At 44.9% G+C, this 25,216-nt stretch carries 25 protein-coding genes; 13 read left to right on the forward strand and 12 right to left on the reverse strand.

Translation table 11 applies throughout. From position 1 onward, the window contains the following. Nucleotides 1-58 precede the first annotated feature (58 nt). From F752_RS0120155 to F752_RS0120185, 6 genes are all read left to right on the forward strand, one after another. The gene (locus F752_RS0120155; RefSeq protein ID WP_017733557.1) at nt 59-424 is read left to right on the forward strand and encodes a four helix bundle protein; all 366 of its coding nucleotides are present in this window, start codon (nt 59-61) and stop codon (nt 422-424) included. A gap of 63 nt (nt 425-487) precedes the next feature. Further along, nucleotides 488-1,177: an ABC transporter ATP-binding protein gene (locus F752_RS0120160; RefSeq protein ID WP_017733558.1), complete on the forward strand. Its 690-nt coding sequence runs from the start codon at nt 488-490 to the stop codon at nt 1,175-1,177. 32 nt (nt 1,178-1,209) lie between these two features. After that, nucleotides 1,210-1,932 (forward strand): head GIN domain-containing protein, encoded by a 723-nt coding sequence (locus tag F752_RS0120165; RefSeq protein ID WP_017733559.1) that lies wholly within the window; start codon nt 1,210-1,212, stop codon nt 1,930-1,932. 61 nt (nt 1,933-1,993) lie between these two features. Next, nucleotides 1,994-4,348, forward strand: coding sequence for an ABC transporter permease (locus F752_RS0120170; RefSeq protein ID WP_017733560.1), 2,355 nt, complete (start codon nt 1,994-1,996; stop codon nt 4,346-4,348). A gap of 109 nt (nt 4,349-4,457) precedes the next feature. Continuing rightward, the gene (locus F752_RS0120180; protein WP_017733562.1) at nt 4,458-5,405 is read left to right on the forward strand and encodes a glutamate--tRNA ligase family protein; all 948 of its coding nucleotides are present in this window, start codon (nt 4,458-4,460) and stop codon (nt 5,403-5,405) included. A gap of 363 nt (nt 5,406-5,768) precedes the next feature. Further along, entirely contained in the window at nt 5,769-6,041 is a 273-nt protein-coding gene (locus tag F752_RS0120185; protein ID WP_017733563.1) for a hypothetical protein, read from the forward strand. A 194-nt stretch (nt 6,042-6,235) separates the two neighbouring features. Here F752_RS0120185 and F752_RS0120190 read toward each other — a convergent pair whose 3' ends face one another. After that, a complete protein-coding gene (locus tag F752_RS0120190) occupies nt 6,236-6,748 on the reverse strand; it encodes a hypothetical protein (protein WP_017733564.1) in 513 nt (170 codons plus the stop codon). Nucleotides 6,749-6,831: 83 nt separating this feature from the next. Continuing rightward, nucleotides 6,832-7,290 carry a hypothetical protein gene (locus tag F752_RS0120195; RefSeq protein ID WP_017733565.1) on the reverse strand — a complete coding sequence of 153 codons (459 nt, stop codon included), beginning with the start codon at nt 7,288-7,290 and terminating at the stop codon, nt 6,832-6,834. A 140-nt stretch (nt 7,291-7,430) separates the two neighbouring features. On the opposite strand from F752_RS0120195, the gene F752_RS0120200 reads away from it, so the two are divergent. Continuing rightward, nucleotides 7,431-7,889, forward strand: coding sequence for a hypothetical protein (locus F752_RS0120200; RefSeq protein WP_017733566.1), 459 nt, complete (start codon nt 7,431-7,433; stop codon nt 7,887-7,889). Nucleotides 7,890-7,965: 76 nt separating this feature from the next. Here the strand turns inward: F752_RS0120200 and F752_RS0120205 are convergent, their stop codons facing one another. The 9 genes from F752_RS0120205 to F752_RS0120260 form a co-directional block, all read right to left on the reverse strand. Continuing rightward, nucleotides 7,966-8,439, reverse strand: a complete 474-nt coding sequence (locus F752_RS0120205) for a hypothetical protein (protein ID WP_017733567.1) — start codon at nt 8,437-8,439, stop codon at nt 7,966-7,968. Nucleotides 8,440-8,987: 548 nt separating this feature from the next. Beyond that, the gene (locus F752_RS0120215) at nt 8,988-9,281 is read right to left on the reverse strand and encodes an RNA recognition motif domain-containing protein (protein ID WP_017733569.1); all 294 of its coding nucleotides are present in this window, start codon (nt 9,279-9,281) and stop codon (nt 8,988-8,990) included. A 212-nt stretch (nt 9,282-9,493) separates the two neighbouring features. Continuing rightward, entirely contained in the window at nt 9,494-10,891 is a 1,398-nt protein-coding gene (locus F752_RS0120220; RefSeq protein ID WP_017733570.1) for a DEAD/DEAH box helicase, read from the reverse strand. Between the two features lie 114 nt (nt 10,892-11,005). Further along, nucleotides 11,006-12,160 (reverse strand): hypothetical protein, encoded by a 1,155-nt coding sequence (locus F752_RS0120225; RefSeq protein WP_026135877.1) that lies wholly within the window; start codon nt 12,158-12,160, stop codon nt 11,006-11,008. A gap of 254 nt (nt 12,161-12,414) precedes the next feature. After that, a complete protein-coding gene (locus tag F752_RS0120235) occupies nt 12,415-13,299 on the reverse strand; it encodes a sulfotransferase family protein (protein WP_017733573.1) in 885 nt (294 codons plus the stop codon). Nucleotides 13,300-13,513: 214 nt separating this feature from the next. After that, nucleotides 13,514-14,062: a D-glycero-alpha-D-manno-heptose-1,7-bisphosphate 7-phosphatase gene (locus F752_RS0120245; protein WP_017733575.1), complete on the reverse strand. Its 549-nt coding sequence runs from the start codon at nt 14,060-14,062 to the stop codon at nt 13,514-13,516. Then, complete coding sequence (locus F752_RS0120250) at nt 14,059-14,772, reverse strand: nucleotidyltransferase family protein (protein WP_017733576.1); 714 nt, start codon at nt 14,770-14,772, stop codon at nt 14,059-14,061. Before F752_RS0120250 ends, F752_RS0120245 begins: the two co-directional genes overlap by 4 nt. Further along, nucleotides 14,760-15,896, reverse strand: a complete 1,137-nt coding sequence (locus F752_RS0120255) for a GHMP family kinase ATP-binding protein (RefSeq protein ID WP_017733577.1) — start codon at nt 15,894-15,896, stop codon at nt 14,760-14,762. Before F752_RS0120255 ends, F752_RS0120250 begins: the two co-directional genes overlap by 13 nt. A 51-nt stretch (nt 15,897-15,947) precedes the next feature. After that, nucleotides 15,948-16,586, reverse strand: a complete 639-nt coding sequence (locus tag F752_RS0120260; protein WP_017733578.1) for a D-sedoheptulose-7-phosphate isomerase — start codon at nt 16,584-16,586, stop codon at nt 15,948-15,950. Nucleotides 16,587-16,908: 322 nt separating this feature from the next. Between F752_RS0120260 and F752_RS0120265 the strand changes: the two genes are divergently transcribed. From F752_RS0120265 to F752_RS0120275, 3 genes are all read left to right on the forward strand, one after another. Beyond that, a complete protein-coding gene (locus F752_RS0120265; protein ID WP_017733579.1) occupies nt 16,909-18,093 on the forward strand; it encodes a glycosyltransferase family 4 protein in 1,185 nt (394 codons plus the stop codon). 125 nt (nt 18,094-18,218) lie between these two features. Next, nucleotides 18,219-19,343 (forward strand): glycosyltransferase family 4 protein, encoded by a 1,125-nt coding sequence (locus tag F752_RS0120270; RefSeq protein WP_017733580.1) that lies wholly within the window; start codon nt 18,219-18,221, stop codon nt 19,341-19,343. Nucleotides 19,344-19,391: 48 nt separating this feature from the next. Next, nucleotides 19,392-20,423 carry a polysaccharide deacetylase family protein gene (locus F752_RS0120275; protein ID WP_017733581.1) on the forward strand — a complete coding sequence of 344 codons (1,032 nt, stop codon included), beginning with the start codon at nt 19,392-19,394 and terminating at the stop codon, nt 20,421-20,423. Between the two features lie 14 nt (nt 20,424-20,437). On the opposite strand, the gene F752_RS0120280 is transcribed toward F752_RS0120275, so the two are convergent. Next, nucleotides 20,438-22,165: a hypothetical protein gene (locus F752_RS0120280; RefSeq protein WP_152425233.1), complete on the reverse strand. Its 1,728-nt coding sequence runs from the start codon at nt 22,163-22,165 to the stop codon at nt 20,438-20,440. Between the two features lie 612 nt (nt 22,166-22,777). Here F752_RS0120280 and F752_RS25610 point away from each other — a divergent pair. Genes F752_RS25610 through F752_RS0120300 form a run of 3 tightly spaced genes read left to right on the forward strand, consistent with a single transcriptional unit; the run spans nt 22,778 to nt 25,172 of the window. Then, nucleotides 22,778-23,680 carry a polysaccharide deacetylase family protein gene (locus tag F752_RS25610; protein WP_017733584.1) on the forward strand — a complete coding sequence of 301 codons (903 nt, stop codon included), beginning with the start codon at nt 22,778-22,780 and terminating at the stop codon, nt 23,678-23,680. After that, complete coding sequence (locus F752_RS0120295) at nt 23,677-24,408, forward strand: class I SAM-dependent methyltransferase (protein ID WP_017733585.1); 732 nt, start codon at nt 23,677-23,679, stop codon at nt 24,406-24,408. The genes F752_RS25610 and F752_RS0120295 overlap by 4 nt, the downstream gene beginning before the upstream one ends. After that, entirely contained in the window at nt 24,408-25,172 is a 765-nt protein-coding gene (locus F752_RS0120300; RefSeq protein ID WP_017733586.1) for a polysaccharide deacetylase family protein, read from the forward strand. Before F752_RS0120295 ends, F752_RS0120300 begins: the two co-directional genes overlap by 1 nt. Nucleotides 25,173-25,216: the final 44 nt, after the last annotated feature.

Genomic DNA, 25,216 nt, shown 5'->3' on the forward strand with positions numbered 1-25,216 from the left:
AGACCTATTATTATTATTTATGTACTGAATTTATGTACTGACATTTAAGATTAGAAAAATGATTAATTACAAAGAGCTGAAAGTTTGGGATTTATCACACCAATTAGTACTGCAGGTTCATAGGATCACCTTACAATTTCCGAAGGAAGAAGCATTTTCCTTTACGCAACAAATTAGGAGGTCTGCCATTTCAGTCCCTTCTAATATTGCGGAAGGATGTGGAAGAAGCTCTGACAAGGACCTAGTTCGCTTCCTTCACATTAGTATGGGATCAGCCAATGAACTTGAATACCAGCTCCTGTTGACAAAGGATTTAAATTACCTGCCGGAAGAGGATTACCAGGTTATAGTTGAAAAACTAATTCAGATAAAGAAAATGCTCAACAGCTTTATCAGCAAGATAAAAAACAGAACACAAGATTAAAAAAATGGGAGGCGAGAGGCCTAAGACCTCGTCCCCAGAACCTAATCCCTAAATCCAAAAACCATGATACAGGCTAAAAACTTAAGCAAGTTATACACCACTGATGAGGTGGAAACCACGGCTCTCAATAATATAAATCTGCATATACGCGAAGGGGAGTTTGTGGCTATTATGGGCCCATCGGGCTGTGGTAAATCTACCTTATTAAACATAATGGGGCTGCTCGATAACCCTTCGGCCGGAAGTTACCAGTTTATGGGCCAGGAGGTGAGCCATTATACAGAGCGGCAGCGGGCAGGCATGCGAAAAGGCTCTATTGGATTTATATTCCAGAGCTTCAACCTGATTGATGAGCTGAATGTATTTGAGAACGTAGAACTGCCTTTACTTTACCTGAAGGTTCCGGCTTCGGACCGAAAGCGTAAGGTGGAGCAGGTACTGGAGCAAATGAATATAATGCACCGGCGGAAGCACTTCCCGCAACAGTTATCGGGAGGTCAGCAGCAAAGAGTTGCTATTGCAAGGGCAGTAGTAGCACGTCCCCCGCTTATTCTGGCCGATGAGCCAACAGGAAACCTGGATTCCAAAAATGGCGAGGAAGTAATGAACCTTCTCTCTGTGCTTAATGCCAAGGGTACCACTATTATTATGGTTACCCATTCTCCTCACGATGCCAATTATGCCCACAGAATCATCAATCTTTTTGACGGCCGTATTGTAACGGAAAATGTTAAAGAGCAATTTCATGTATAAACCTCTCTCCAAAACTTTCAACTTTAAAGGAAATGAAAACGACGATTAAATTTTTATCAGTAGCCTGTTTATTAGCCTTCTCTTTTTGCCTTACAGGCTGTTTCGGTGATTATTGGGGAATAAAGGGCGAAGGCCCCTCTATAAGTGAAGAACGAAGCCTGGAAAATTTTCACTCTCTGGCCAATACTGTAAATGCCACATTATATCTGAAGCAGGGCTCGCAGGAAGACATCCGGATTGAGGCCCAGGAAAATATTCTGGCGAATCTGGTTACTGAAGTGCATAACGGAACATTAAAAATTGGCTGGGATGAAAATGTTTATAGTCACGATGGCATCAGGATTTATATTAGCATTCCGCAGGTACAGGAGCTAAAGCTCTCCGGCTCCGGCGAAATATTCGGGCAGAATACCATTACTGGTGGGTCACTAAGGGTGCATGTTTCCGGATCGGGAGAGGTAGAATTGAACGCTGAGGTGGAAGAAATGGAGGCAGCCATTTCTGGCTCTGGCGAAATGAACATTGGCGGGCTTGCCGAAAGGCTCAATGTTAGAGTTTCGGGCTCTGGTGAAATTGATGCTTTACAGATGGAAGCTATTGAGGCAGCCGTGCAGGTATCCGGCAGCGGAGATGTGCTTGTAAATGTCCGTGACCACCTTGATGTAAATATTTCCGGAAGTGGTGACCTTGGCTACGAAGGCAATCCGGTGGTACAAAGTAGTATTAGTGGCTCAGGCGATCTGAGAAAATTGTAATAATCTAAAAGGTACTCCAAACCTTCATTACCAATCTTTTTTCACTTTTTCCTTCAGCATTATGTGGTTAAATTATTTAAAAGTTGCCTTTCGCAGTCTGTTCAAGAATGGCTTCTACTCCTTCATAAACATTCTTGGTCTGGCTATTGGCCTGGCCTGCTGCCTGCTCATTATGCTGTATGTGCAGCACCAGCTGAGCTTCGATCAGTTCCATGCAAAAGCCGATCGCCTCTATCGTGTGGTTGAGGATCAGCATTATTCCCATGGTGAAATTATGAGCGTGGAAGCCACTCCGGGCCCTCTCGCACCTGCCCTTGTGGCTGAGATTCCGCAAATTGAAAATGCCAGCAGAGCTACCTGGAATCTCGGGCAGAACTTCTTTGTAGAGGGCAAGGCTTTTGAGGCGAAAGGGCACTATGTCGACGCTGCCTTTCTTGATATGTTTTCCATTGAATTTATAGCAGGGCAGAAGAAAGCCGCTTTGAAGGATATCAGCTCCATTGCCATTTCGGAAGGTTTAGCTGTTAAGCTGTTTGGCAGCACTGATGTGATTGGGAAGACCATCAGTGTAGAGAATGAGCAGGAGGTAAAGGTTACTGCGGTTTTCGAAGAAATGCCGGCTAATTCCAGCCTGCAGTTTGACTTTCTACTACCATACGACCTGTTCTTTCGTAGCAACGGATGGCTCGAGAGTTGGGGAAATAATGGTATCCGTACTTATGTAATGCTGCACGAAAAGGCTGACGCTGAACAGGCAAAGGCAGTGGTAAAAAATTACCTGGTTGACAGGGGGGCGCAGGAGAATACTTTACTGTATCTGCAGCCAATAAAAGATATGCACTTGTATTCGAAGTTTACAGAAGGGAAAAACGTAAGTGGCCGCATTGTTCTGGTTCGTTTATTTACAGGTATAGCCGTTTTCCTGCTGATTATTGCCTGTATTAACTTTATGAATCTCTCAACGGCCCGTTCAGGGCGCAGGAGCAGGGAAGTAGGAGTGCGGAAAGCCATTGGTGCCTATAAAAATCAGCTGGTTACTCAGTTTCTCAGCGAATCCTTGGTGATTAGCTTTATTGCGGCACTGCTGGCACTTTTACTGGCGCAGCTGGCACTGCCGGTTTTTAACAGCCTCACAGGCTTTCAGCTGGCCATTCCCTTTACCGATCCTTTTTTTATGCTGCTGTTTGGCCTCCTGGTTATATTGGCAGGTTTCCTGGCCGGCGGCTATCCTGCCTTTCTGTTATCCTCCTTCAATACTATTGAAATACTGAAAGGAAAACTTAGTCCAGGGAGAGGAAGTATTCTTTTCAGGAAGGGGCTGGTGATATTTCAGTTCTTTATCAGCATCGTTTTAATTGTGGGGACCTTGGTTGTAGGCAGGCAGATTCATTACATGAAAAATAAAGATCTTGGCCTTTCTGTGGATAACGTGCTGCTGTTGCCCATGAATAATGAACTGAGGGAAAACTTTGAGCCCTTCCAGCTCGAAATGAACCAACAGCATGCAATAGTGGCTGTTAGCGGAGCTAACCAGATTCCCTTTCAAATAGGAAATAACAGCGCCGATGTTCACTGGCCCGGCAAATCAGTGGAAGATAATATTCTTTTTCAAAAACTACGTACCGATGCATGGTTTGTGGATGCATTGAAGGTGAAGCTGCTGGAAGGGCGGAATTTCCGAAAAGAAAGTAAGGCCGATACGAACAACTTTATTGTCAATGAAAAGGCGGTTGCCCTGATGCGACTGGAGAACCCTGTAGGGGCAGAAATAGAAGCATTTGGCCATAAGGGGCAAATCGTGGGAGTGGTGGAAGACTTCCATACTTCTACTGTTCAAAACGCTATCGATCCTTTAATTATTTCTCTTTCAACGGGAGATCGTTATCATGCCTTTGTAAGGCTGAAGGAGCCGCCGGTGCCGGCCATGCTGGAGAGAATTGAAGCCATTTACAGGCAACACAGTCCTTCTTTTCCTTTTCAGTATACCCTCCTGAAGGATAACTACCAGAATATGTACAATATGGAAACCCTGATAGGAAAACTTACCACCTACTTCTCCATACTGGCACTGGTTATATCCTGCCTGGGTCTTTTAGGACTGGCTGCCTATTCGACTGAGCAGCGACGCAAAGAAATAGGGGTACGGAAAGTAATGGGAGCCTCTGTAAGCGAGATTGTACTGATGCTTTCGGCAGGATTTAGTAAATGGGTAGGTATTGCTTTCGTGTTTGCCGCTCCCTTTAGCTGGTGGCTGATGGAGCTCTTCCTGAGTAACTATGCTTACAGAATAGAGGTTGGAGTTTATACGCTTCTGCTGGCAGGTGGTATTGCCTTTGTACTGGCCTTGTTAACGGTAAGCTATTTATCCTTTAAAGCCGCCACTTTGAACCCAGCGCTAACCCTTAAGGAAGATTAAATTACAGAACTGGGATTTCCGGAAGTTGGGCTGGATGGCAGTATTCCCGAAGAAGGAGAAAGGAGCTGAGCTGTTCGTATTTCTTTCTAAATTTTCGTAAAATTCCTGCATGGAAGAAAATCAGGAGGGAAAGGTGCTTTCTAGGATTGCCCCTACACCTAGTGGATATCTGCATGTAGGAAATGCGTTTTCCTTTGTGCTTACCTGGCTTATTACTCGAAAGTCAGGAGGAAAACTGCTGTTACGGATTGATGATAATGATGCCACAAGGTCGAGGCCAGCGTATATAGAAGATATATTTTACACCCTGGACTGGCTGGGTATTGACTATGAGCTGGGGCCTGAGGGGCCGGATGATTTCCGAAAGCACTATTCCCAGCATCACCGGCTACCGCTTTACCAGCAGCTTCTGGAGGGGCTAAAGAGCCGGCCAGGGCTGGTGTATGCCTGTACCTGCAGCCGTAAGCAAATTCTTGAAAAATCCATAAATGGGGTTTATCCGGGTACCTGTCGACCTCCTTCACCATCGGCTCCTCAAAAGCCAGCGGCTTTGCGCATTCATGTTCCTGAAGAGACCCTTATTGCTTACCGGGACAGGTGGACTCAACAGGAGAAGCATGTCTTTCTGGGAAAGGAAATGGGCGATTTTGTGATTCGCCGTAAAGACCAATTGCCGGCTTACCAGATAGCTTCCCTGGCCGATGATTTACACTTTGGCGTAAACCTGATAGTAAGGGGGCAGGATTTACACCTCTCCACGGCTGCACAGCTGTACCTGGCGCAGTGCTTATCTGTTAGTGATTCTCCTCTTGCCCAGGCGGCAAAAGGGTTTGAAGGGATATCTTTTGTGCATCATTCACTTATGCTGGATGAGAAAGGGCAAAAGCTTTCAAAATCTAAAGGAGCGGCTGCCATTGCCGAACTCCGAAAAGCAGGTAAAAGCCCTCTTCAGGTGTACCGCCAGGTGGCTCATTTTGCAGGAATTCCTCTGGAAGCAGCTACCTCACTGGAAAGTCTGTTATCGCATTTTCATTTTCCACCATTTCAGGGTAAATAAGCAATCTTTTCCCTCCTAAGATTAATTTTTCACTTCTTATGCAACTATGGGGAGTAAAAAGGCATCTTAAGGAAGAACCACAAAAAAATTTGGGAAATAATGTAATTTTTTCTGCTTCAAAGAGTCTAATAACTGAAACCGGGTAGAAAGAAAAGAGGAGTATGGAACAAGGTGGTGTGCGGTTCTGGACAAAAGTGTCCGATTTTGAACATCCCGGGTTTGCCTAATGGTCCTTTAATCGCCTGAGAGGGCGAAAAGCAGTTTTGGCATATAAATTGGATTAGGGACAATAGTTCAGGAGGAGATGACAAAGGGCGGAGAGGAGTTTGAACGGAATCAGGTTAATCTTTAAAATTTACACAGATGCGTTTACTTTTAAAAATCCCGGCATTCAACTCGAGTAAAACCATTGGCACGCTGGTGGTCGCTTTATGGCTTGCCTTACTTTTTAGCAGCTTAACCAGCCGGGAGGAACAAAGTGTGCCAGTAACCCAAAAGGCAAAGTTAGGCTTCATTTTACCCGTTATTTCCCCCTTAATTCACCAGCAAGCACCAAACCATGAGGCAACGGAAGTACAGGTTCATTCGTGGCAACTCTGTTTGCCTTATTTTCACCGGGCAGTATTAGAGTTTTAAAAGAGATTTAGTGCTGGGACTTTTGGCGCTAATAATTCCTGTTTTCCATCAGCCTCAAAATAGTGCTTTGCCTAACTTTTTCCACCAGGTTCATCTAAGAGATTTGCCAGATAGAGGCAAAATGTATAGGGGGCGAAAGAAAAAAGCGGCACTCCTTCCAGATGCGCCGCTTTTTAAATTTTGTTTGGGGTTAGTTAAAGATGGCCTGGAACAAAGCGTAGCGAAAAAGCTACATCATCGAACCAGAGGCTACCGTCATTGATGAGATTAAGCATAGGTTTCCAGTCGACTGCTGCAGTAAAAGGAATGAAAGAGAAGGTATATTCCAGACCTAGTATCAGGTCAATGCCACCTATCACAACCTTTTCGTGCCTGTCGAACCAGGGATTATTGCTTTTGTAATTGTTCTCGTAGTTCCAGTAGCCAGCATGTCCCCCAATTCCGCCGTAATAGTTCAAACCTTTTGCATTAAACAGTCTCGCATGCTTTTCATAGAGGCCGGTAAATAAAAAGCCACCCCAGAGCGGAGAGAGGATTCCTTCAATGGCGGCCTGCGGCCCGACAAATTGTTTAATGGTAAGTCCGTAGCCAGGTCCGCCCCGGATACCTATACCAGTTTTATAATCCTGTGCCCAGACAGGGTTCGCCAGCAGAAACAATAAAAGAAATGAAACTGCTAATGTAATTTTTTTAAATACTGCACTCATATTAAATCCAATCCTGTAAGATAAAGATAAACAGCAGGTATTTGTTTGAAAGAATGACCTGCTTCTACGCCAGGGAGATTGCTTTACCAACGGAATAAGCGCTCAGTTTCTCCCCATGGAATGCGGCTCAACAGCAAGATAAAGGCAATAGTATAGAAAATAGCCGTTAGTTTATGCTTACGAACATCATCTATTGCTTTCTTTGCTTTGCTTCGGCCCACCTGTGCTACAATAACTGCAATAACATTGACCAGGATATGTTCAACAGCCCAGAATCGTAAATCAGCATTTCCCATGGCAGCACCAAAATCATTGAAAGCGGCTTCTACAATAGGGCTCAGGAAGATGTAAAGGATAAGGCCAATGAGCAGGTTCAGGTGTAAAGTGCCCATGAAGGCACCTGAAATGCCATTATCGCCTTTGGTGTAGGGTTTATTGCCAAACCAGCCGGCATAGGCTTTTATAATGGCAATGATGCCAAGCACAAGGATAATCCAGCGGATCCAGGAATGGAGGGTGAGAAAAATGTCGTATGCGTTCATAGTTCTTTGGTTTTAGCGTTAAAGCTAACAGCTTTTCTTTTCTTATGATAATATCTGGCGCAAAAACAGCGATTTTTCTGATTGCTTAAAACAATTTCCCTACAGCTCTTTTCTTTAAGAAACACTAAACGAAAATAATTATGTGGCAGGAAATTATAAAAAATGCAAAAGACGCTTTAAGCGGAGACTTAAAAAATAAAGCTGATTTAAATGACCAGCAGGCTAAAGAGTCTGTTGAGCTGGCAGGAGAAAGCACCAAGGAGGTGCTCACAGAAGAGGCAAAAAAGGGAAATATTCAGCAAATTACAGATTTGTTCAGCGGTAGAAAACCTTCTTCGAGTGATAATCCGCTGGTGCAGAAGATTGGAAGCCAGCTGGTTGGTAAGCTGGTGAACCAGCTTGGCCTTAGTAAGGATACGGCCACTACAGTAGAGAGAACGGTGGTTCCTTATCTGCTCGATTTGCTTAATAAAAAGAGTGGGGGAACCGGAAACAGCCCAAGTGCACAGCATATTCTTTCCATGCTTGGTGGCGCTGATATATTGAGTGGAGGTATACAGGATAAAATAAAGAAAGGCCTTGGGGGCTTCTTTAAATAAAATACAACTGACAGTTGCCGGTTTCAGGAAGAAGAGTCCGAGGCACCAGCCCGGACTCTTCTTCTTTTAAAAAGGTTTAAGGCTCTGTATCCAGTAATGTTCTAAGCGAATACCTGGTGCCGCTTTTTGTTACCTCCATAAAATTAAGGGATAGTTCATCGCCTGCTTCGAAAGTGCCCTCAAAAGTTTTTAGCTGGCTTCCTCCGCCAGTACTAACGTGGAGGGTATAGTGGGTGGCTTTACTAATTTTAAAGGCATCGATCTGCAGGATATAAGTGCCATCTGCATAAAAGCTTTTGAGCGCTGTTTCCTCAAAATCGTACCAGGCCGACTCCCCCGCAGTATCATGACCTATCAGGAGAAAGAGGTCCAGGTCTGCTTCTTCTATGGCTTTTTCGGGTGTTGAGCCTGTGTTCCACTCCAGCCGGAATTTAAGTCCGGCATCGGATTCCATTACATTTTCGGGTAAGGGTAATTCTTCCTCCGGCTTGCAGGAGAGAATGGCAACAGACAAAAAGGCCAGGAGGCAAAAAGGTAAAATTTTCTTCATATGGTAAAGAGGCAGGAGTTTCTCCTCACTAATTTAAGGGCCTCGGCGGGAGTTGCAAAAATGTTTAAAGGAGGGATATGTGCGTTTAAAAGGCGGATTGGTAAAAATGCCCCCGGTTTTTACAGCAGAGCCCATTCTTTATTAAAGATGGCGCCTCCTCCTTTGCTCAGAAAGCTGCCCTGTTTAGCCTTTGGAAATAGCTTATCCTGTTGATGAAGTAAAGATAATGGTGCCTGAAAAGAAGGCCTGCTCATCTGTTCTTTTCTAAAATCACAGGATTAAAATGAGCAAGAAAAGGATTATAAGGGCGGTGGAGAGGTTTTTGTTTCTTTTTAGCAGGTTTAGAAAGGAGCCTTTACTATGGTAGAGAGACAATAGTAAATAAAATTAAAGTAGTGGGTAAAAAGGGGGCTCCGGAAATGTAGCTCCGAAATAATTAGTGCTGGAGAAGCGAAAAAATTATTACATGGGTGAGAAAGGTCATATACTCTCAATTATTCCGACAAGGCAAAAAAATACCCCGGAAGATATCTTCCGGGGTTAGTGATTTATTCGTAGCTGTTATAGCTTCTTGCTCTGTTATTGCTCATGCCGCTTTCTTCTTTCGGACGAGCTTTTTTTACTACAATAGTCCTGCCTCCTAATTCTTTTTCATTCAGGCTATTGATGGCCGCCTGTGCCTCGTTTTCATTTGGCATTTCTACAAAACCGAATCCTTTTGATTTACCGGTTTCGCGATCCATAATTACTTTAGCGGAGCTAACTTCGCCAAACTCTTCAAATGCTGCTCTTAGGTCCTCACTTTCTGTCCTAAAGTTTAATTTTGCTACAAAGATGTTCATGATAAAATAAAATAATAAATAATAAGAATTAGAAAAGGGAGATTAAGGTGTAGCAATATTTTTCCAGCTAAAAAGTGGCACAAATATTAGCAGGCGAACAATAATACTCTTCTTTCGTAGTAAATTTAAACATTATAAACAGAAATTCTAATATTCAGATAAAAAAATAAAGCCCCTTAAAGAGAGGCTTAAAGGTATTAGATTACAGCTTTTCAGGCTTCTCCACCCGCGCTCTTTTCTCCTCCCCGGGGTTTATAGAACTTCTTTGGTCTGGAGTTTCGGTTTCCTGGCTTTCCACCTTCGCTTCCTCCACTGTTCTGCTTTGCATTTTCCTTTCCACCGGTTGCCCGTGGGCTGGAATTCCGGCGCCTGTTACTGTTATTTCTGCGATTACCGCCTGAAGAACGCCTGCCATTGGAGGATCCACCCGGGCTCCGTTCGCCTGCTGGCCGCCACTCAGGCCCCTGGCCAATTTCATCCGGCAGGCCTGGCTTGTCTATTTCAAGGCCGGTCAGCTTTTCAATTCCATAGAAATTACTTTGTTCCCGGGGAGTCACAAAAGTAATGGCCTCACCGGTGGCCTTTGCCCGGGCCGTACGGCCAACACGGTGTACATAATCTTCTCCATCGTGCGGAACATCGTAATTAATGACCATGGCCAGGTCAGAAATATCGATACCGCGGCTCATAATATCGGTAGCAACGAGTACTGAAAAGATACCGCTTTTAAACTGCCGGAGTACTTCCTCCCGTTCTTTTTGCTCCAGGTCGGAGCTGATGCCGCGGGCCTTTATGCCTCTGCTTCGCAGCCCTTTTTCCACAAGGCGCACACTCGTTTTCCTGCTCGAAAAAACAATAACACTTTCGGGTTTTTCCTGGAGTAGTATATGCTCCAGGAGAGGCTCTTTCTGGTTTTCGTTCAGCAGGAAAGCTCGCTGGCGAACCCCTTCGGCTGTTTTTGAAATGGCAATATTTATTTCTTCCGGGTCGATCAGCACCTTTTTAGCCATTTGCCTGATTTTAGGAGGCATGGTAGCAGAAAACATGAGGGTCTGGCGTTCCCTGGGTAGGTGGGATATTATTTTCATGATATCCTCATAAAAGCCCATATCCAGCATTCGGTCGGCTTCATCCAATATCAGGTGCTGTAGCTGTTCCGTTTTAACGTAGCCCATGTTCAGGTGCTGTATAAGCTTTCCGGGCGTACAAACGATAATATCGGCCCCTGTTTTAAAAGCCTTCTTTTCTGCTTCAAACTCCGCACCGCTGCCCCCACCATAAACAGGAATGGAGCTAACGCCGGTAAAGTAACCAAAGCCAATAATTTGCTGGTCTATTTGCTTGGCCAGTTCCCGGGTGGGGGCGATAATGATGGTGTTAAGGCCTCCATGCTTACTTTGCTGGCTGATTTTATGGAGGATGGGCAGCACATAAGCCGCTGTTTTACCTGTTCCTGTCTGGGCACTGGCAATAAGATCTTTGTTCGCTAAAATGGTAGGAATAGCCTGAATTTGTACAGGAGTTGGTTCTGAAAAGCCCATAGCGTCGAGGCCTTCCAGTATGGCAGGATCAAGCTGAAAATCGGAAAAAGTAGTGGTGGTTTCGCTCATAAATGCTTGCAATAATTTTTAATTCTGTTTTTCCTGCCTGTCTATCAAAAATTACCTGAAGCAGGAAATAATTACTGCAATATAACCATTTTTTATTAGATGAATAAGGCTGTTTTAATGGAATGGCTGCTCCCTCTTTTCGGCTCTTTTCCTGATGGGGATATCCTGAGATGAAAAGCCTGCTTCAAGGAGGGGAAATACTTCCTTCACAAAGAGAATACCGGCCAGTAAGAGGAAAGGCGCCATAAAGCGGCCCAGGAAAGCCGGAAACAGAAAAAACCGGATGATGATGGTAAGAATTATGATGAGCATAAACAGCTCATTGAACGACCAGTTAAAGAAATTATAGTCTCTGGTCTTTACACGCCTCCATCCGACCATTCCTGCAAACAAAACGATAACCATTAGGGTCATCCTGGTAAAATACCCCTGGGGAACCAGGTTTTCAGATATTACTTCCAGGTAAGCGGAAGCGCTAAGCGTAGGAGGGTCTGATAATGGGTACAATACCCGATCGATAAAAGCGTGGTGAAACAGTGTGGTCCACGAAACATCTTCCAGGAAGAGTTGTGGGATGAGGTAAGCAAGGAAAAATATACCCATGCACAGCAGTAATGCTAGGGGAGATACTTTTTTACTCCACTTGCCCATAAAGGGGAGCAAAAAGAGCAAAAGAATCAGGATAATACTGTCGGGGCGGGTGGCAATCGCCAGAATAAAAAACAGGCTGCTGCTCCAGAGAGATGTTCTCTCTACAAAGAGGTAGCATCCCAGCAGCAGAAAGAGGGTAGATATGGCATCCGGCGCAGAAGATTTTCCCAGTTCTACAAGAGGAACACTCACCATGATGAAGATACTGAGCCAGGTACATAGCCAGGGGGAGCGGATAAGCCTGTTTAGCCAATACAGTACCAGCAAAGCAATCAGGAAGTAGGAAACAAGGGATGGGAGGACGGTAGCAAAAAGGAGGTTGAAACCGCTTTTATAAAATGAAAATACCGATAGCAGGTACAGGGGCTTGATAACGTAAAAAGCCAGTTGCTCATTGAAGGACTCCGGATTCTGCCAAAGGTGCTTCCTGTATGCCGTGCCGGTACTCAGCTCGGTGAATTGATCAGGGGAAAGGGATTCTTCTGCTAACTGGTAGGTATTCTCATGAATCTGGCCCACATCAGACTTTCCATCCATTTTCTGGACTATGGCCATATAGGCCAGCATATCCATGTTGTAAAATGGCTCTACCCCTATGTATAAGGTAAAAACAAACATGAATACCGTGTAGAAACTATAGAGGAAGGTCTTTTTTTTCATTTCCGGAGATAGAACAAATGAGAAAGGAGAAGGATGGCTGGAAATAAATGCTTTACCGACTCTTATTGCCCTCTGGTATACCTTTTAAAGATTGAAGGAAATCTGGGAAGCGGTTTTCAAAATTAAGAATGGGTAGGGTATCTTGTTGAACCTTCTACCCATTCAAAAAAAATGATAAAATTCCCCACTAAAAAAGGGACCCTGCTCATCGTCTATTTCACCCCTTTAAGAGAAGAGAGTACTTCCTTTTTCTTTTGCTGGGTGAAATAGGCATCTTCCAGACGTTTTAACATTTGGTTGCACAGGACTTCTATTTCCGGGTTCAGTTCTACATGTTTTCCTTTCCCTACCGAACTGGTAGATACACTATCGGTAATTTGCTCGCCAGGGTACTGTGCATCGGCAAAGGCATATATTTCTTTCATACTTTCTGCAGGTTCACGCACCAGGTCTTCGTAGCGGCACATCATTACCCGTGGATTTACTCCCAGATTGAGGTCAAAGAAAAGGCTGTTACGGGCGTACCAGAAAAGTGCGGCAGCATCCATTTCGTCCATATTCTCCGAAAAGTATTTCTGAACCACTTCCGTTACATGGTCGGTAGCTCCTTCGGAGCGCCAGTTGTGCGGATCTCTCTGTGCAATAGGTCGCAGGTCGTCAATACCATTGCTTTTTCCGAAGTTTACCAGATTGGAGGCAGCTACATCCTTAAAATGGCGAAACATCCACAATACTTTGGAGGAAGGGAAGTACTGTAGCAGTTCTTTCAGATTTTGGGTCTCCACCAGGGGCTTCATTACCACCAGGGGAGGAGTATCCTTATCGATTTCTCTTTTAACCTGGTTTAAGGGGTTTAGCCGGATTCTGCCCCTGTCGTGGCGCGAAAGCTTGCTGAATTCACCGTATACCTTTGCGTGCAGGTCTTTCTCGAATATTTTCTGCATCATGGTGGTGCCGGAACGCTGGCATCCCATGATGAACAGTATTTTTTTATCTTCGGCGGGCGTTAGCAAAGAATGGTAAATTTTCTTTTTTTCGAGCAGTATTTTGCGCTGAAGCTTTGGTAGATATCGCTTGTATTCCTTTACAAGATCCATAGGGAGAAAAAATTAGTGTTAACTGTTAAAAAAATATCTGTAGAGCAGTTCAGTGCCCTTTTTAGTTCTGATAAAAAAACGAAAACCTGAAGTCCTCCGGATAGCTTAATGGCCAAAGGGAAAAAGAGCTAACCCTTATGGTATACCATCCTCCTCCGAAAAAGTTTTCGTTCCTTCCTTTTCCAGTTAAAAAAGCCATTGCTGAAAGTCTTTTTTAACTGGCTTTTAGCAGGGGCTTCACCTCCTTTAGGTGGTTTACCATAAGAGAAGCCTTGCTTCCTTCACCATTATAGCGATCTGATTTCAGCAGAACATTCTGCCCAATACCAGCCTTTATACCTGCTTCAATATCCGATTCCTTATCGCCCAGCAGCAAAGAGTGGCTCAGGTCAATTTCCAGTTCTTTTTGTGCCTGCAAAATCATGCCCGGGCCTGGTTTTCGAAACTCACTATCCACCTTATACTTTCCTTTCCCATGCACAGGATGAAAGGGGCAGAAATATACCTTTTGAATGGTAATCCCTTTTTCAGCAAAAGCCTGAAGCATCCAGTTATTTAGCTCCTGAAAATCTTCTTCAGTATAATAGCCACGGGCAATACCCGCCTGGTTGGTAATTACCACCAGCAGGTAACCCTGTTCCTGGGCAGTGGACAGTAAATCGAAGATTCCGTCCATAAATTCGAAATCTTCTATGCGGTGTACATAATTTTTTTCTACATTAATAATGCCATCCCGGTCTAGGAAGAGTGCTTTTCGGCTCATTGTATAACGCTCAGTTCTTGTTGTGCTCTGGCATAATCTTCTGGTATGCCAATGTCAATAAAATAACCATCAGATACAAAAGCCATTACTTTAAAATCGCGGAAGTAAGCTTCCATAAAATCTTTTTCGAAGGAGAATTTTTCCGGAAAATCCTTCTCCAGCAATAGGTCTTTCCTGAGCAGATATACCCCGCCATTAATGGAACCTGCCTTCTTTTCGGCTTTTTCGCGGAAACGGACCACTCGATTGCTGGTGGTTTCCACCACGCCGTAGCGCTGGCTGTCTTCCATCTTTTTCAGGGCCAGTGTTAAGTCCGATTCATTTTCTTGATGAAAGCGATACATGCCCTGCAGATCTACGCGAAACATGGTGTCTCCATTCAGAATAAGGGCATTGGGCGAGTTAACCAGCCGGAGTGCTTTTTTTATGGCACCACCAGTACCCAGGGGGCTATCTTCTACTGAATAGACCAGCTGCATTCCTTTATAGCTGTCACCGTAATGCTGTTCAACTATCTCATGCTTATAGCCAGTGGAGAGGACTACCTTTTGTACGCCCTGCTGCTTCAGTTCATCCAGGAGGTAGCTCAGGAATGGAGTGTCGCCAATAGGAGCCATAGGTTTGGGCACATTCTGAATAACTGAACGGAGCCGGGTTCCCATTCCACCAGCTAATATGATGGCATCCGGGAGGTTATTTACAGTTTCCATGCCTGTGTACCGTATTTAGTGAAGTGAAAATTCATGACCCTGCCATCCTGTTTATTGAGCTCGTTAATCAGTTGAACTCTGCGGGTGGGGTCTACCATAAGCATCATAAAACCGCCGCCACCGGCACCAGATACTTTACCGCCATAGGCGCCTGCTTCCAGCGCCATATCATAAATGGCATCGATGGTTGGGTTGGAGATGGAAGTGGCCATTTTCTTTTTCGCCTCCCACGACTTGGCCAGGTATCTGGAGAAGGTAAGGAAATCGCCTTTCAGAATTGATTCCTTCATGACAATGGAGTCGGCCTTGAGCTCCAGCATGGCATCGATGGATCGCTTATTTTTTTCGGTTGTGTTTTTAATCTGCTCGTTAATAATATTGGCCGATTCGCGCGAAGACCCGGTGTAAAACAGCACAAAGGAATTTTCCAGCTCGTTAATTACCCATTGCTTAATGCGCAGCGGGTTAACAATTACCCGGTCATCGGCCAGGAACTCGATAAAGTTAAAGCCACCAAAGGTAGCTGCATACTGGTCCTGCTTTCCGCCGGAGAGGCCCGCATCTTTTCTTTCTATCTGGTAAGCCAGCTGGGCAATATCATATTCCCCGAGCGGGAGGTTCAGCCATTCGACAAAGGCTTTAATCATCGCCACTACAATGGTAGAGGAGGAGCCAAGACCAGAGCCGGCCACGGCATCGGAATAGGTCGTCATCCGGAAGGAGAGCGGACGGCCGCCGTTGAACTGGCGGATAATTCTGTTATACACCGCCCTGTGGAGGAGTAGGCCGTCACCCAGGGCTATTTGCTCGGTTGCTTCATGCTCTTCATACTCATCGCGGTCTGCAGCATAAAAAACCACTTTATTATTATCGCTAACCTCAATGGTGCAATAGGCATGCATATCGATGGTGGCATTGAGCACCGAACCGCCATGGATGTCGGAAAAGGGAGAAACATCTGTTCCACCGCCGGCCAGCCCCAGGCGGAGCGGTGCTTTGGAGCGGATAATGGAAGATTTTTCTATTTCCTTCTGGCCCGGCCGCAGAGGGGCGCGGGAGGGGGTTACAATTAACCGTTCTTTCTTATTTTGTGTTTTTGCTGTCGTTTTTACTGGAGTCTCCATACTTCTCTTCTGTTATGTCTTTCTTCGGTCTTATTCCTGTGCCTCTGTTTTTTAGCTTTTGCCGAAAAACTCTTCTTCCAGCGCTATGCAAAGGGCATGGTATATGGGCAGATGTAGTTCCTGAATGTGATGCGTAAGTTTGCGGGGAGCACGAATAGTGGTATCGCAAAGAGCGGCTAACTTACCACCGCCTTCTCCGGTAAGCCCTATGGTTTTAAGGCCCTGAACTTTTGCTACCTGTACAGCTCGCACCACATTGGCCGAATTGCCGGAGGTGCTAATAGCGAGCAAGGCATCTTCTTTTTTTCCATAACCATATACCTGCTGGGCATATACGGTTTCGGCCGATACATCATTCATAAAGGCCGTCATAAGTGCGCTGTGGCTAACCAGCGAAATGGTGGGCAGGGCTCCCTGCAGGTGGTCGGCAAGGTAGTCACCCTCTTCCGGGAAATGCTCCCTGAATTTTTTCCGAACCTCTTCCGGTAGTGGCCGCTTTGAAATGAAGCCCTTCATTAACTCTCCGGCAATATGTTCGCTGTCGGCAGCACTCCCTCCGTTTCCGCAAATCAATAACTTTCCCCCGGAGCGGTACGAATTTTTCAGAATTTCAAAGGCCTGGTTCAAATCTTCTTTGCAAACCTTTAAATCAGGATAAGTCTCAATAAGGGTATTAATGGCAGGAATCATAAAAATTGGTTAGGAAGTGAGTGCCTGTTTGTTTTTGTTAAACAGAAATAAATAGCAGTTGTTTTGGGTGAAACAAAAATCCGGTAAAAAGTAAAAGGCCTTTGAAGAGGAGCAGTTGCGATTGATTTCTTTTCTCTGTCCTGCTAAAACAACTTGCCTCTTTCTGGAGTATATATGCTGATATAATGAGAATCTCCGGCAGTAAGAACCGATAACTATCACCAACAATTATTACAGAATTAATGGCCAGTCCTATAGCTGGAGGGTTATCATGAATTTTTAAGCAAAAAGAACGCACTGGAGGTTTCTGAATTAATTTTTTATGAGAGTAGCAATTGTAACCACTGGCTTGCTCGATAGCCTGCTGCCATTGGCAAAATACCTGTCCAAAAAAGTTTCGCTCGATATTTATGTTTCTCTTTACGGCCAGAAGTATGTGGAAAGTGTAGGTGTTTTTGACCTTTCGGGCTTACAGGAAGGAATGAATAGCGAAGAGCAAAGTGCCCGTGTTTTAGGTCCGGAATTGCAGCAGTATATAAAGGAAAGTAAAGGGCGTATCCGTTTGAAGCTGTTCAAATACCCGAACTTAAAAATTTTTAACCGGCGTAACTTTCAGCTGCACCGGCAGTTTGCGCGGGAGCTGAACCGGGAACAGTATGATGTGGTGCACCTGAACGGCTACCGGGGTGCACAAATGTTTCTGTACGGGTTCTTAAAAAGGTCGGTCGCCAAGGTATGGACGGTGCACGACCCTATCCTTCATTCAGGCGAAGATAAATGGCAGACCCGCCTGGCTTACAGAAGCTATCGCTTCCTGAAGGCGCATTTTATTCTTCACAATAAACAGCAAATGCCGCTTTTTATCCAAAAATACAAGGTAAAACCTTCGCGCTGCCACTTTGTGGCCTTTGGGCCGCTGGAAATTTTTAAAGCGTTTAAAAAGGGTGAGCCGAAAGCAAGGCAGGATAAAATGGTGCTGTTCTGGGGACGTATTTCACCTTACAAAGGAGTGGAATACCTGATTGAAGCGGGCAAAATTGCAAAGCAGAAAGTGCAGGGGCTTAAAATCGTTATTGCCGGTAAACCAAACTATCATCTCGATACCTCCGCCATTGAGCAAGATCCTACTTTTGAACACATTAATGGCTTTGTTGAAAATCCGCAACTGGTAGATTTGCTGGAACAGTCGGCCCTGGTGGTATGCCCTTATACGGATGCAACCCAAAGTGGTGTACTTATGACCGCTTATGCCTTTAACAAGCCTGTGCTCGCTACTGCAGTGGGTGGATTGCCAGAGGTAATAGAAGAGGGGCGGACAGGCCGCCTCGTGCCTCCGAAAGATAGCCAGGCACTAGCCGATGCCATAGTAGAAATGATTGAGAACCCCACGGAACTGAAAAACATGAGCCGAAACATAGAAGCACTTAGCCAGGACGGCAGGTTTTCGTGGGATACCATTGCGCAGGAAACTCTTGAAGTATACCAGCAGGCAATTAAAGAAAAGTGAAAGGATTATAGGGTAATCATTCTAAGGCAGGATCACCTTCAGAATATCTCCTGGTAGATTTTTTTATAGTTGTCGTTTCTTTTTCCTGCCGGTAGAACAACCACTAAAACAGTACTTAAAGAACTATGAAAATATTAATTTTGGTAAGCTCACTCAATTATGGAGGGGCAGAAAAACAGGCGGTGCTTGACGCTAATATGCTGGCAGAGGTGGAGAATGTATACCTTGGAACCTTTCAGGACGGACCTCTGCGCCAGCAACTCGATGAGCGGGTAAAGGTGGTGTATTTTCAAAAACTGAACTACTTTTCTACAGCCAACCGACTGGCAAGCTTCATCAAAAAGGAAAAGGTTGAAGTGGTACATAACCACTTGTATGCCCCCATGATTATTTCGGCCCTGGCTTCCATACGGGCGAAGGTGCCGGTATTCTGGCATTTCCATGGCCACCATTTTGAAGTGCGCAAATGGCCCCTTAACCTGCTGTCGAGGCTTCCAATGGTTAAGAATACTGTTTTTGTCTGCGATGCCCTTGCTGGGTATTTCGGGCGGGCCTTCCATTTTCCAGAAGCAAAGAGTACAGTTATTTACAATTCTTCTCAGTGCCGTAAATTACCAAAAGCAAAGCCACAGGACAGCAAACTAAGGATTGGCTTTATGGGCCGCCTGGTGGGCCTTAAAAGAGTAGAGTACCTTATTGAGGTTGCTGCATTTTTAAAAAAGAAAGGTTTACCCAATTTCGAAGTGCTCATTGCAGGCGATGGACCGGAAAGAGCACCGCTTGAAAAGCAGGTGACAGAAAGAGGAGTAAGTGAAGAAGTTACCTTCCTCGGATTCCGCTCCGACATTGAAAATATTTACAACCAGCTCGACCTTTTCATTTTACCCTCTGAAGAAGAGGCTCTTTCTCTGGCCCTGATTGATGCCGGACGTGTAGGGCTCCCTTCCTTGGCCTTTGATATTGGGGGGAATAAAGAGATTATCAAAAATGGCGAAACCGGTTTTATCGTTGGCTCCCTGGATGAGCTGAAGGAGAAAGCCCTTCTGCTGTGCAGAGATAAGGTGCTGAGGGAAAAAATGGGCGAGAAGGCAGAGCAATTTACCCGCCTTTTTAGTGAACAAAATCACCTGCAAAGCCTTTTGAAAATGTACCATCAGCATTCACCCTCCGGAAGGAGTATTCAGCCAAAGGTACATCAGCTCCATTTAGCTAAGCCTTTGCTTGAGGAGAAAGTGATTCGCGAGGCTTAATTTTTTCTGTTTTCTTTCAGAATGTAAGAATATTTAGTACCTACAATTATGCACCCTTTCATTAAATCAAGCTTAAGCAAATTAAATTTTGAGCTGGGCCGGAATCCGAAGGTCGAACAAACCCGCGACTATCGCAGGTTTATTCCGGCCCCTTACAAAGCAGTGTTTACCTTATCGGCCGATTTTGAACTGGCATGGGCGTGGCGTTTTTCCAAAGGGCTGGCCGATCCGGTAGAAGGAGCCAAAAGAAAGGCACGCCTGGCCCGATGGAATATGCCCGACCTGATAAGGCTTTGTGACCAGTATAAAGTGCCTGTTACCTGGGCCACGGTGGGCCATCTTTTCCTCGATAGCTGTGAGTGCAAAGAAGGTATACCGCACCCGGAACTGGCGCGGCTAAAGCACTTTGAAAACGGGTACTGGAAATTTGCCGAAGGAGACTGGTATAAAGATGATCCGTGCAGCAACTTTCGGGATGCACCGGAGTGGTACTGCCCTGATTTGCTGGACATGATACAGCAGGCTCAGGTAAAGCATGAAATTGGCTGCCATACCTTTTCTCATATCGATTGCCGCGATGCGGTATGTCCCCCAGAGGTGTTCCGCCAGGAGTTGATGGAATGCAGGAGACTGGCAGAGCAAAGAGGGGTGGATCTGAAAACCTTTATTTACCCGGCGCATACGGTAGGAAACCAGGAAGAATTACCAAAGCTAGGCTTCTCCAATTATCGGACAAACCTGGGGAATATTCTCGGCTATCCTGTACACCACGGGAATGGCTTCTGGGAAATAAAAAGCTCTTTTCAGCTGGAGTGGCGACGCGACTGGTCTGTCGATTACCATATTTCAAGAACCAAAAGAATAATTGACCGGGCCATCAAACATAAAACCCTCTGTCATTTTTGGTTTCACCCTTCTTTCAAGCGCGAATACCTGGAGCAGGTGTTGCCTCCGGTGCTGGAGTACTTAAATGAGCGGCGCGATGATATGTGGCTAACTACCATGGCCGAGTATGTCGACTGGCTTAACGGAGAGATAAAAGAAGTGAAAGGTGAAAAAGTAAAAGCGATGGTGCCATAACGGCCATCGCTTTTTTATTTGAGGGATAAGCGGATAAGAGACTGTTCATCATCTTTGCTGGAGGTATCTTCCGTACGCGGAATCAGGTAAATTTTACGCCCCTCTTGTTTAAGCTCCTCCAGAAAACGGGTGTGGACATAAGCCTGGTACCATAGCTTACCCTTATCTCCGGCAATTACCACCGGTTTGTACAGCTGGCGGAACTTATCATCAAGAAATATAAACTGGTAAATCTGATTTTGGAAATCCTCCTTATCATGCTCATTCAGTCGGGCCTCCTGCAGGCTGTCCAGAAAATCGATGTGCAGGATATCGGGCGAAAACTCGTAAAAAAGCCTTTTATTAAAGGCGCTGTGGTTTTTATAGCCTCCTTTTTTCTTATCAGGAGCATGTGCAATGGCTGTGTTGTTCAGCCCCATCAGGTCAATTACTTTCCCCTTGTAAACATAGGCTAATCCACCGGCAGTGTAAGTGCCGACTACAGGAAAGCTATCGCTATCGGCAAAAAGCTGGTTGAGCTGGTGGCCGGTTCTTCTGCCATAAATGCCTACATCAAACTCTTTTTGTATGGAAGAGGTATTGAGCAGGGAAAAGCGGGTAGAAGTTAAAATCAGGAGGCTCGCAGCCAAAAGGAAAAAGGATAACTGGTGCCTGTTTTTAAGCTGCAGCTTTAGATGAAGGTACCTGCGCCAGAAGGGAGGATAAAAAACACCCAGCAGGAGGATAGGATACATTGGCTGTAAAAAGCGGGACAGGTAAAAATGGTCTCCGCCTGAATAAAAAGGGAAAATAAAATTAAGAGCAGACAGGCTGATAATGCTCAGCTCTATCGCTGAGGAAGTCCTCAGCCGTTTCCTGTACAGTTCCTGGCCAATAAAAAAGAGGGCGAGCCCCAGCAGGAGCACAAAAGCTGGCACAAAAGGATTTTCCTTTACATGCCGAAGCATATAATAGGCTCCGGAAACAATGTTACGCCCAACGGAATCGGTTACCTTCGCATAAAAGGTGTTGGGGAAAGGGTAACCAAAATAAAACAGGCGGAAGCCGAAAAGAACCAGGGCAGAAACCAGAACAGCCGCTACGGGAGGCCAGGTATATCGTATAATGCTTCTAAAGCTGAATTGGCGGAAATATAACTGCCCCACCTGTATCAGCAGGAAGAGTGGGATCCAGAGAAGGCTTTCGGGTCGGGTAAAAAGGAGCAGGGGGAGTAAAATCATTAACCGCCGACTGTTCTGTTTATCTGCTGCCTGTCGGAACTGTTGCAGGAGTTGAAGGGTGGTAAGGATCAGTAAGGCGCTCCACAAGCCGGTTTCCATATGAGTAAGGATGGTCCAGTCGAGATAGCCGGGAATAAAGCAAATGAAGAGCAGTATAAGCGCCCCGGGGAACCCTATAAAAGACGAGGGCTCTCCTTCTTCAGGCGAATCGGCAAAAAGAGTAAGACGATAAATGCTATAGGAGACCAGGGTGAAATTAAATACCAGGCTAAGCCATTCCATTGGACCCAGCAGGTAAAAGAGGGTGAGCAGGAGTGTCCAAAGCATGGAAGTAAATCCTTCCACATGTTCGCCTCCGACATTATAAACAAAGCCGTGGCCTTCAGCCAGGTTTTTTGCGTAAACGAAGTAGATGTTGGCATCATCTATTCCATGAATAGGCTGGTCATAAATAAACCACCAGCGTAAAAAAGAAACGACAGCCAGTATAAAAAAAATGAGGCCGAACCTAATCTGCTTCATAGAAGAGGGAAGAAAGATAAAAAAAATGGTTGTCGGACCGCAGAGATAAGCAACTGTTCTCATATGATAAGTTAGCGGCTGTACCATTGGCCTGGGGCAGGCGGTCCGTTTGCCTCCGGTAAGTACCACATTAAATGCTGCCCCATCAGGAATTTTTTGGAGGAGGCTTTTCTTTTATACAACTCAGTAATTAACCACCTGCTGGCCCTCTTGTTTAGCTGAAAGTTAGAAATTTCTGTAAGGAAAAAGACCTGGTAAATTATTCGACGGTCAAATGGCTGGTAATGAGGGTTTAAATAGCAGGCAGAGGATCTGATAGCTAAGAACCTTTTTCAGGAGTTTTGCGGTGCTCTTCTTATAAATGAAAAGAGTGGAAGGATTGTAAATTTTTATATACACCACATTTAGCTTTTTAAATTTGGCTGTTTTTGATTATTAAAGAATTGGATTTCAAAAAAATACAGTTTATTAAAACAAAAAAAAATGATGTGAGTTGGTTGTTTATTGATATTAATCTGCAAAAATTTGTATGATTTAGATATCAGTAAGGTGGCCATTGGCAAACTTATAGAGACGAGCGCAGATATTATGAACTGACATACTAATGTGCTTATGGATGTATTTCTGTCGTTTGATGTGGAAAGACATTCTTTCGAAACCAATACCCACGATAATTCCACGGGGGCGGACTCAGTTATTAAAAGAATTGAGAATGATGCAATGCCGCGCCTGCTACAGCTGCTGGCGGAGTACAATGCCAAAGCGACTTTTTTTTCCACGGCTATTTTTGCCAAAAACTCTCCCAAAACTATCCGGAGTATAGTTCTGGCGGGACATGAAGCTGCCTGCCATGGATATGATCATGACGATTATTATGATGCCCTTAGCCTGGAAAAGCAGATTTACTTTCTGCAGAAATCTAAATCTATCATAGAGGAGGCTGCAAACGTTCCCCTGGTTTCCTTCCGGGCTCCGGCCTTACGTATTAACAAAGATACAGTGAGGGCATTGGAAAGTACCGGATTTCAATACGATTCTTCTGTTTCTTCCCAGCGCTTCGATGGTCCTTTTACTTCAGGTGCAATAAAGAAACTTAAGTGGCTCACCGCCCATCGAAAACCCTACCATCCCGATTATTCATCGCCTTACAAAAAAGGGAACTCGACTATTACCGAGGTGCCTGTTTCTGCTTTGGGGTGGCCATTTATCAGCACCCACTTACGAATAGCGCCTACTATTACTTTTGCCGTACAAAAGCTCCTGATGCTGGAGGCAGACTATACCCACAAACCATTGGTTTTTCTGATGCACCCACAGGAGGTACTGTTTTTTCAGAAAGGTAAAATGGCTCACTCGCACAACTCCCGTAAAACCAACTTTTTTTCGGGTGAACTCCGGCATGCACTCAAGTTCAGAAATCTGGGCGATAGCTGTTTTGAGCTATTCAGGAAAGTCTTACATAATTGTCAGCAACATCAAGCAAATTTTAAAACCATAAAAGAGGTGAGTTTATGAACACTACAGCAGTACAAAAAGTAAAACAGGAAATCCAGGGCAAGTATGACCGGGAAGTAGCCAAATATGATGGCATTTTTGAAAACCGCGCAGGCCGCCATTTTATCAAACGGAAGCTGGAAAAAGCCCGGTCTTTTGGCTATATACAATCGGGGCAAAAGGTGCTGGAGGTAGGCTCCGCCACCGGGGTTTTTTCCTTCGAATATGAGAAGTTTAACATTCAGCTGACGTCAATCGACCTATCGCCCGAAAATATAAAATGGGCTTCGAATAAGGGGAAAATGATGAATTCCAACATTATGTTTAAAGAAGCTGATGTGGAAGATTTGCCCTTTGAGGATAACTCTTTCGATGGAGTGCTTTCCTTTTCTACCTTACGCTATGTGCCTGATATTGAAAAAGCACTGACCGAGATATATCGTGTGCTGAGGCCCGGGGGCTACATCATTCTTGATTTTCCAAACAAGAAATGTCCCTGGTTTGGGGGGATGAAGAAAAAAGTAATAGGAAGGGAGCATATTTTCGATAATCATTATTATGTGGAGGAGGTGAAAAACATGGTTGCCAGAGCTGGCTTTAGAGATATCGAAATAAGACGGGGTCTTTTTGTGCCCAAAGGAACACCCGACCGCCTTTTTCCACTCTTCCGGGTGGCCGAGTTCTTCGCGGAGCGACTGCCGGTCATTAATGATTATTCAGCCATTATTTTTATAGGAGGCAGAAAGTAATGGAAAGAGACTTTACCATGAGCAAGTATAAGGAGTTGCTCCAAAGTCTCCCAAAAGGCGATTATACTCTGGAAAGCGCTCTTAAGGATGAGGAGCAGTTTGGAATTATCCGGCACGATGTGGATCGGCCACCGAAAAATGTGCTTCCGCTGGCGCGAATGGAAAAAGAGGAAGGAATTCGAACAACCTATTATTTTCGGGTCAAGAAAGATCTCTTTAATCCCATCATTATCAGTAAGGTGAAGGAGATGGGGCACGAAGTGGGTTATCATTACGAAGTACTCGATAAAGCCAGGGGTGATAGAAAAAAGGCGCTGGAAATTTTTGAAAAAGAATGGGCCCTGTTTCAGGAGTGGGATGCAAAAACTATTTGTATGCATGGCAATCCGCTGTCGGGTTACGTTAACCGGGACCTTTGGAAGGATAATAACTTTACCAAATATGGCGTAGAAGGGGAAGGATACCTTTCGGTTGATTTTTCGAAATATGAGTATTTTACGGATACCAGCCGTAAGTGGAATTTAAAGAGGCTGGCGGTAAAGGACCGGATCAATGGCAAACTTCGTGAAGTAAAGTCAACGGATGATATTATTGAAAAAGTTAGAAAGAAGGAAATCAAACATATTTATATCCTAACACATCCAAGCCGGTGGAATGACGATCTGCTGCCCTGGGCAAAAGAGCTGTCGCTGCAGAGTCTGAAAAATGTGGTAAAATACCAGATAAATGTTTACCGAAATGCACAACAGCAAGCCGAGTATTGAAATATGGAATAACTTAATAGGGGCAGGCAGAAATGCAGGAGTGG

It is taken from the genome of Nafulsella turpanensis ZLM-10, assembly GCF_000346615.1.
Lineage (GTDB): Bacteria > Bacteroidota > Bacteroidia > Cytophagales > Cyclobacteriaceae > Nafulsella > Nafulsella turpanensis.

Excerpts from the sequence above, each read along its gene's own strand:
- F752_RS0120235 (WP_017733573.1), bottom strand. The coding sequence starts at position 13,299 with ATGGATCTTGTAAAGGAATACAAGCGATATCTACCAAAGCTTCAGCGC.
- F752_RS0120280 (WP_152425233.1), bottom strand. The coding sequence starts at position 22,165 with ATGAAGCAGATTAGGTTCGGCCTCATTTTTTTTATACTGGCTGTCGTT.
- F752_RS0120190 (WP_017733564.1), bottom strand. The coding sequence starts at position 6,748 with ATGAGTGCAGTATTTAAAAAAATTACATTAGCAGTTTCATTTCTTTTA.
- F752_RS0120270 (WP_017733580.1), top strand. The coding sequence starts at position 18,219 with ATGAAAATATTAATTTTGGTAAGCTCACTCAATTATGGAGGGGCAGAA.
- F752_RS0120255 (WP_017733577.1), bottom strand. The coding sequence starts at position 15,896 with ATGGAGACTCCAGTAAAAACGACAGCAAAAACACAAAATAAGAAAGAA.
- F752_RS0120250 (WP_017733576.1), bottom strand. The coding sequence starts at position 14,772 with ATGGAAACTGTAAATAACCTCCCGGATGCCATCATATTAGCTGGTGGA.
- F752_RS0120300 (WP_017733586.1), top strand. The coding sequence starts at position 24,408 with ATGGAAAGAGACTTTACCATGAGCAAGTATAAGGAGTTGCTCCAAAGT.
- F752_RS0120200 (WP_017733566.1), top strand. The coding sequence starts at position 7,431 with ATGTGGCAGGAAATTATAAAAAATGCAAAAGACGCTTTAAGCGGAGAC.
- F752_RS0120170 (WP_017733560.1), top strand. The coding sequence starts at position 1,994 with ATGTGGTTAAATTATTTAAAAGTTGCCTTTCGCAGTCTGTTCAAGAAT.
- F752_RS0120265 (WP_017733579.1), top strand. The coding sequence starts at position 16,909 with ATGAGAGTAGCAATTGTAACCACTGGCTTGCTCGATAGCCTGCTGCCA.
- F752_RS0120245 (WP_017733575.1), bottom strand. The coding sequence starts at position 14,062 with ATGAGCCGAAAAGCACTCTTCCTAGACCGGGATGGCATTATTAATGTA.
- F752_RS0120275 (WP_017733581.1), top strand. The coding sequence starts at position 19,392 with ATGCACCCTTTCATTAAATCAAGCTTAAGCAAATTAAATTTTGAGCTG.
- F752_RS0120160 (WP_017733558.1), top strand. The coding sequence starts at position 488 with ATGATACAGGCTAAAAACTTAAGCAAGTTATACACCACTGATGAGGTG.
- F752_RS0120260 (WP_017733578.1), bottom strand. The coding sequence starts at position 16,586 with ATGATTCCTGCCATTAATACCCTTATTGAGACTTATCCTGATTTAAAG.
- F752_RS0120195 (WP_017733565.1), bottom strand. The coding sequence starts at position 7,290 with ATGAACGCATACGACATTTTTCTCACCCTCCATTCCTGGATCCGCTGG.
- F752_RS0120165 (WP_017733559.1), top strand. The coding sequence starts at position 1,210 with ATGAAAACGACGATTAAATTTTTATCAGTAGCCTGTTTATTAGCCTTC.
- F752_RS0120185 (WP_017733563.1), top strand. The coding sequence starts at position 5,769 with ATGCGTTTACTTTTAAAAATCCCGGCATTCAACTCGAGTAAAACCATT.
- F752_RS0120180 (WP_017733562.1), top strand. The coding sequence starts at position 4,458 with ATGGAAGAAAATCAGGAGGGAAAGGTGCTTTCTAGGATTGCCCCTACA.
- F752_RS0120295 (WP_017733585.1), top strand. The coding sequence starts at position 23,677 with ATGAACACTACAGCAGTACAAAAAGTAAAACAGGAAATCCAGGGCAAG.
- F752_RS0120220 (WP_017733570.1), bottom strand. The coding sequence starts at position 10,891 with ATGAGCGAAACCACCACTACTTTTTCCGATTTTCAGCTTGATCCTGCC.
- F752_RS0120205 (WP_017733567.1), bottom strand. The coding sequence starts at position 8,439 with ATGAAGAAAATTTTACCTTTTTGCCTCCTGGCCTTTTTGTCTGTTGCC.
- F752_RS25610 (WP_017733584.1), top strand. The coding sequence starts at position 22,778 with ATGGATGTATTTCTGTCGTTTGATGTGGAAAGACATTCTTTCGAAACC.
- F752_RS0120155 (WP_017733557.1), top strand. The coding sequence starts at position 59 with ATGATTAATTACAAAGAGCTGAAAGTTTGGGATTTATCACACCAATTA.
- F752_RS0120215 (WP_017733569.1), bottom strand. The coding sequence starts at position 9,281 with ATGAACATCTTTGTAGCAAAATTAAACTTTAGGACAGAAAGTGAGGAC.
- F752_RS0120225 (WP_026135877.1), bottom strand. The coding sequence starts at position 12,160 with ATGTTTGTTTTTACCTTATACATAGGGGTAGAGCCATTTTACAACATG.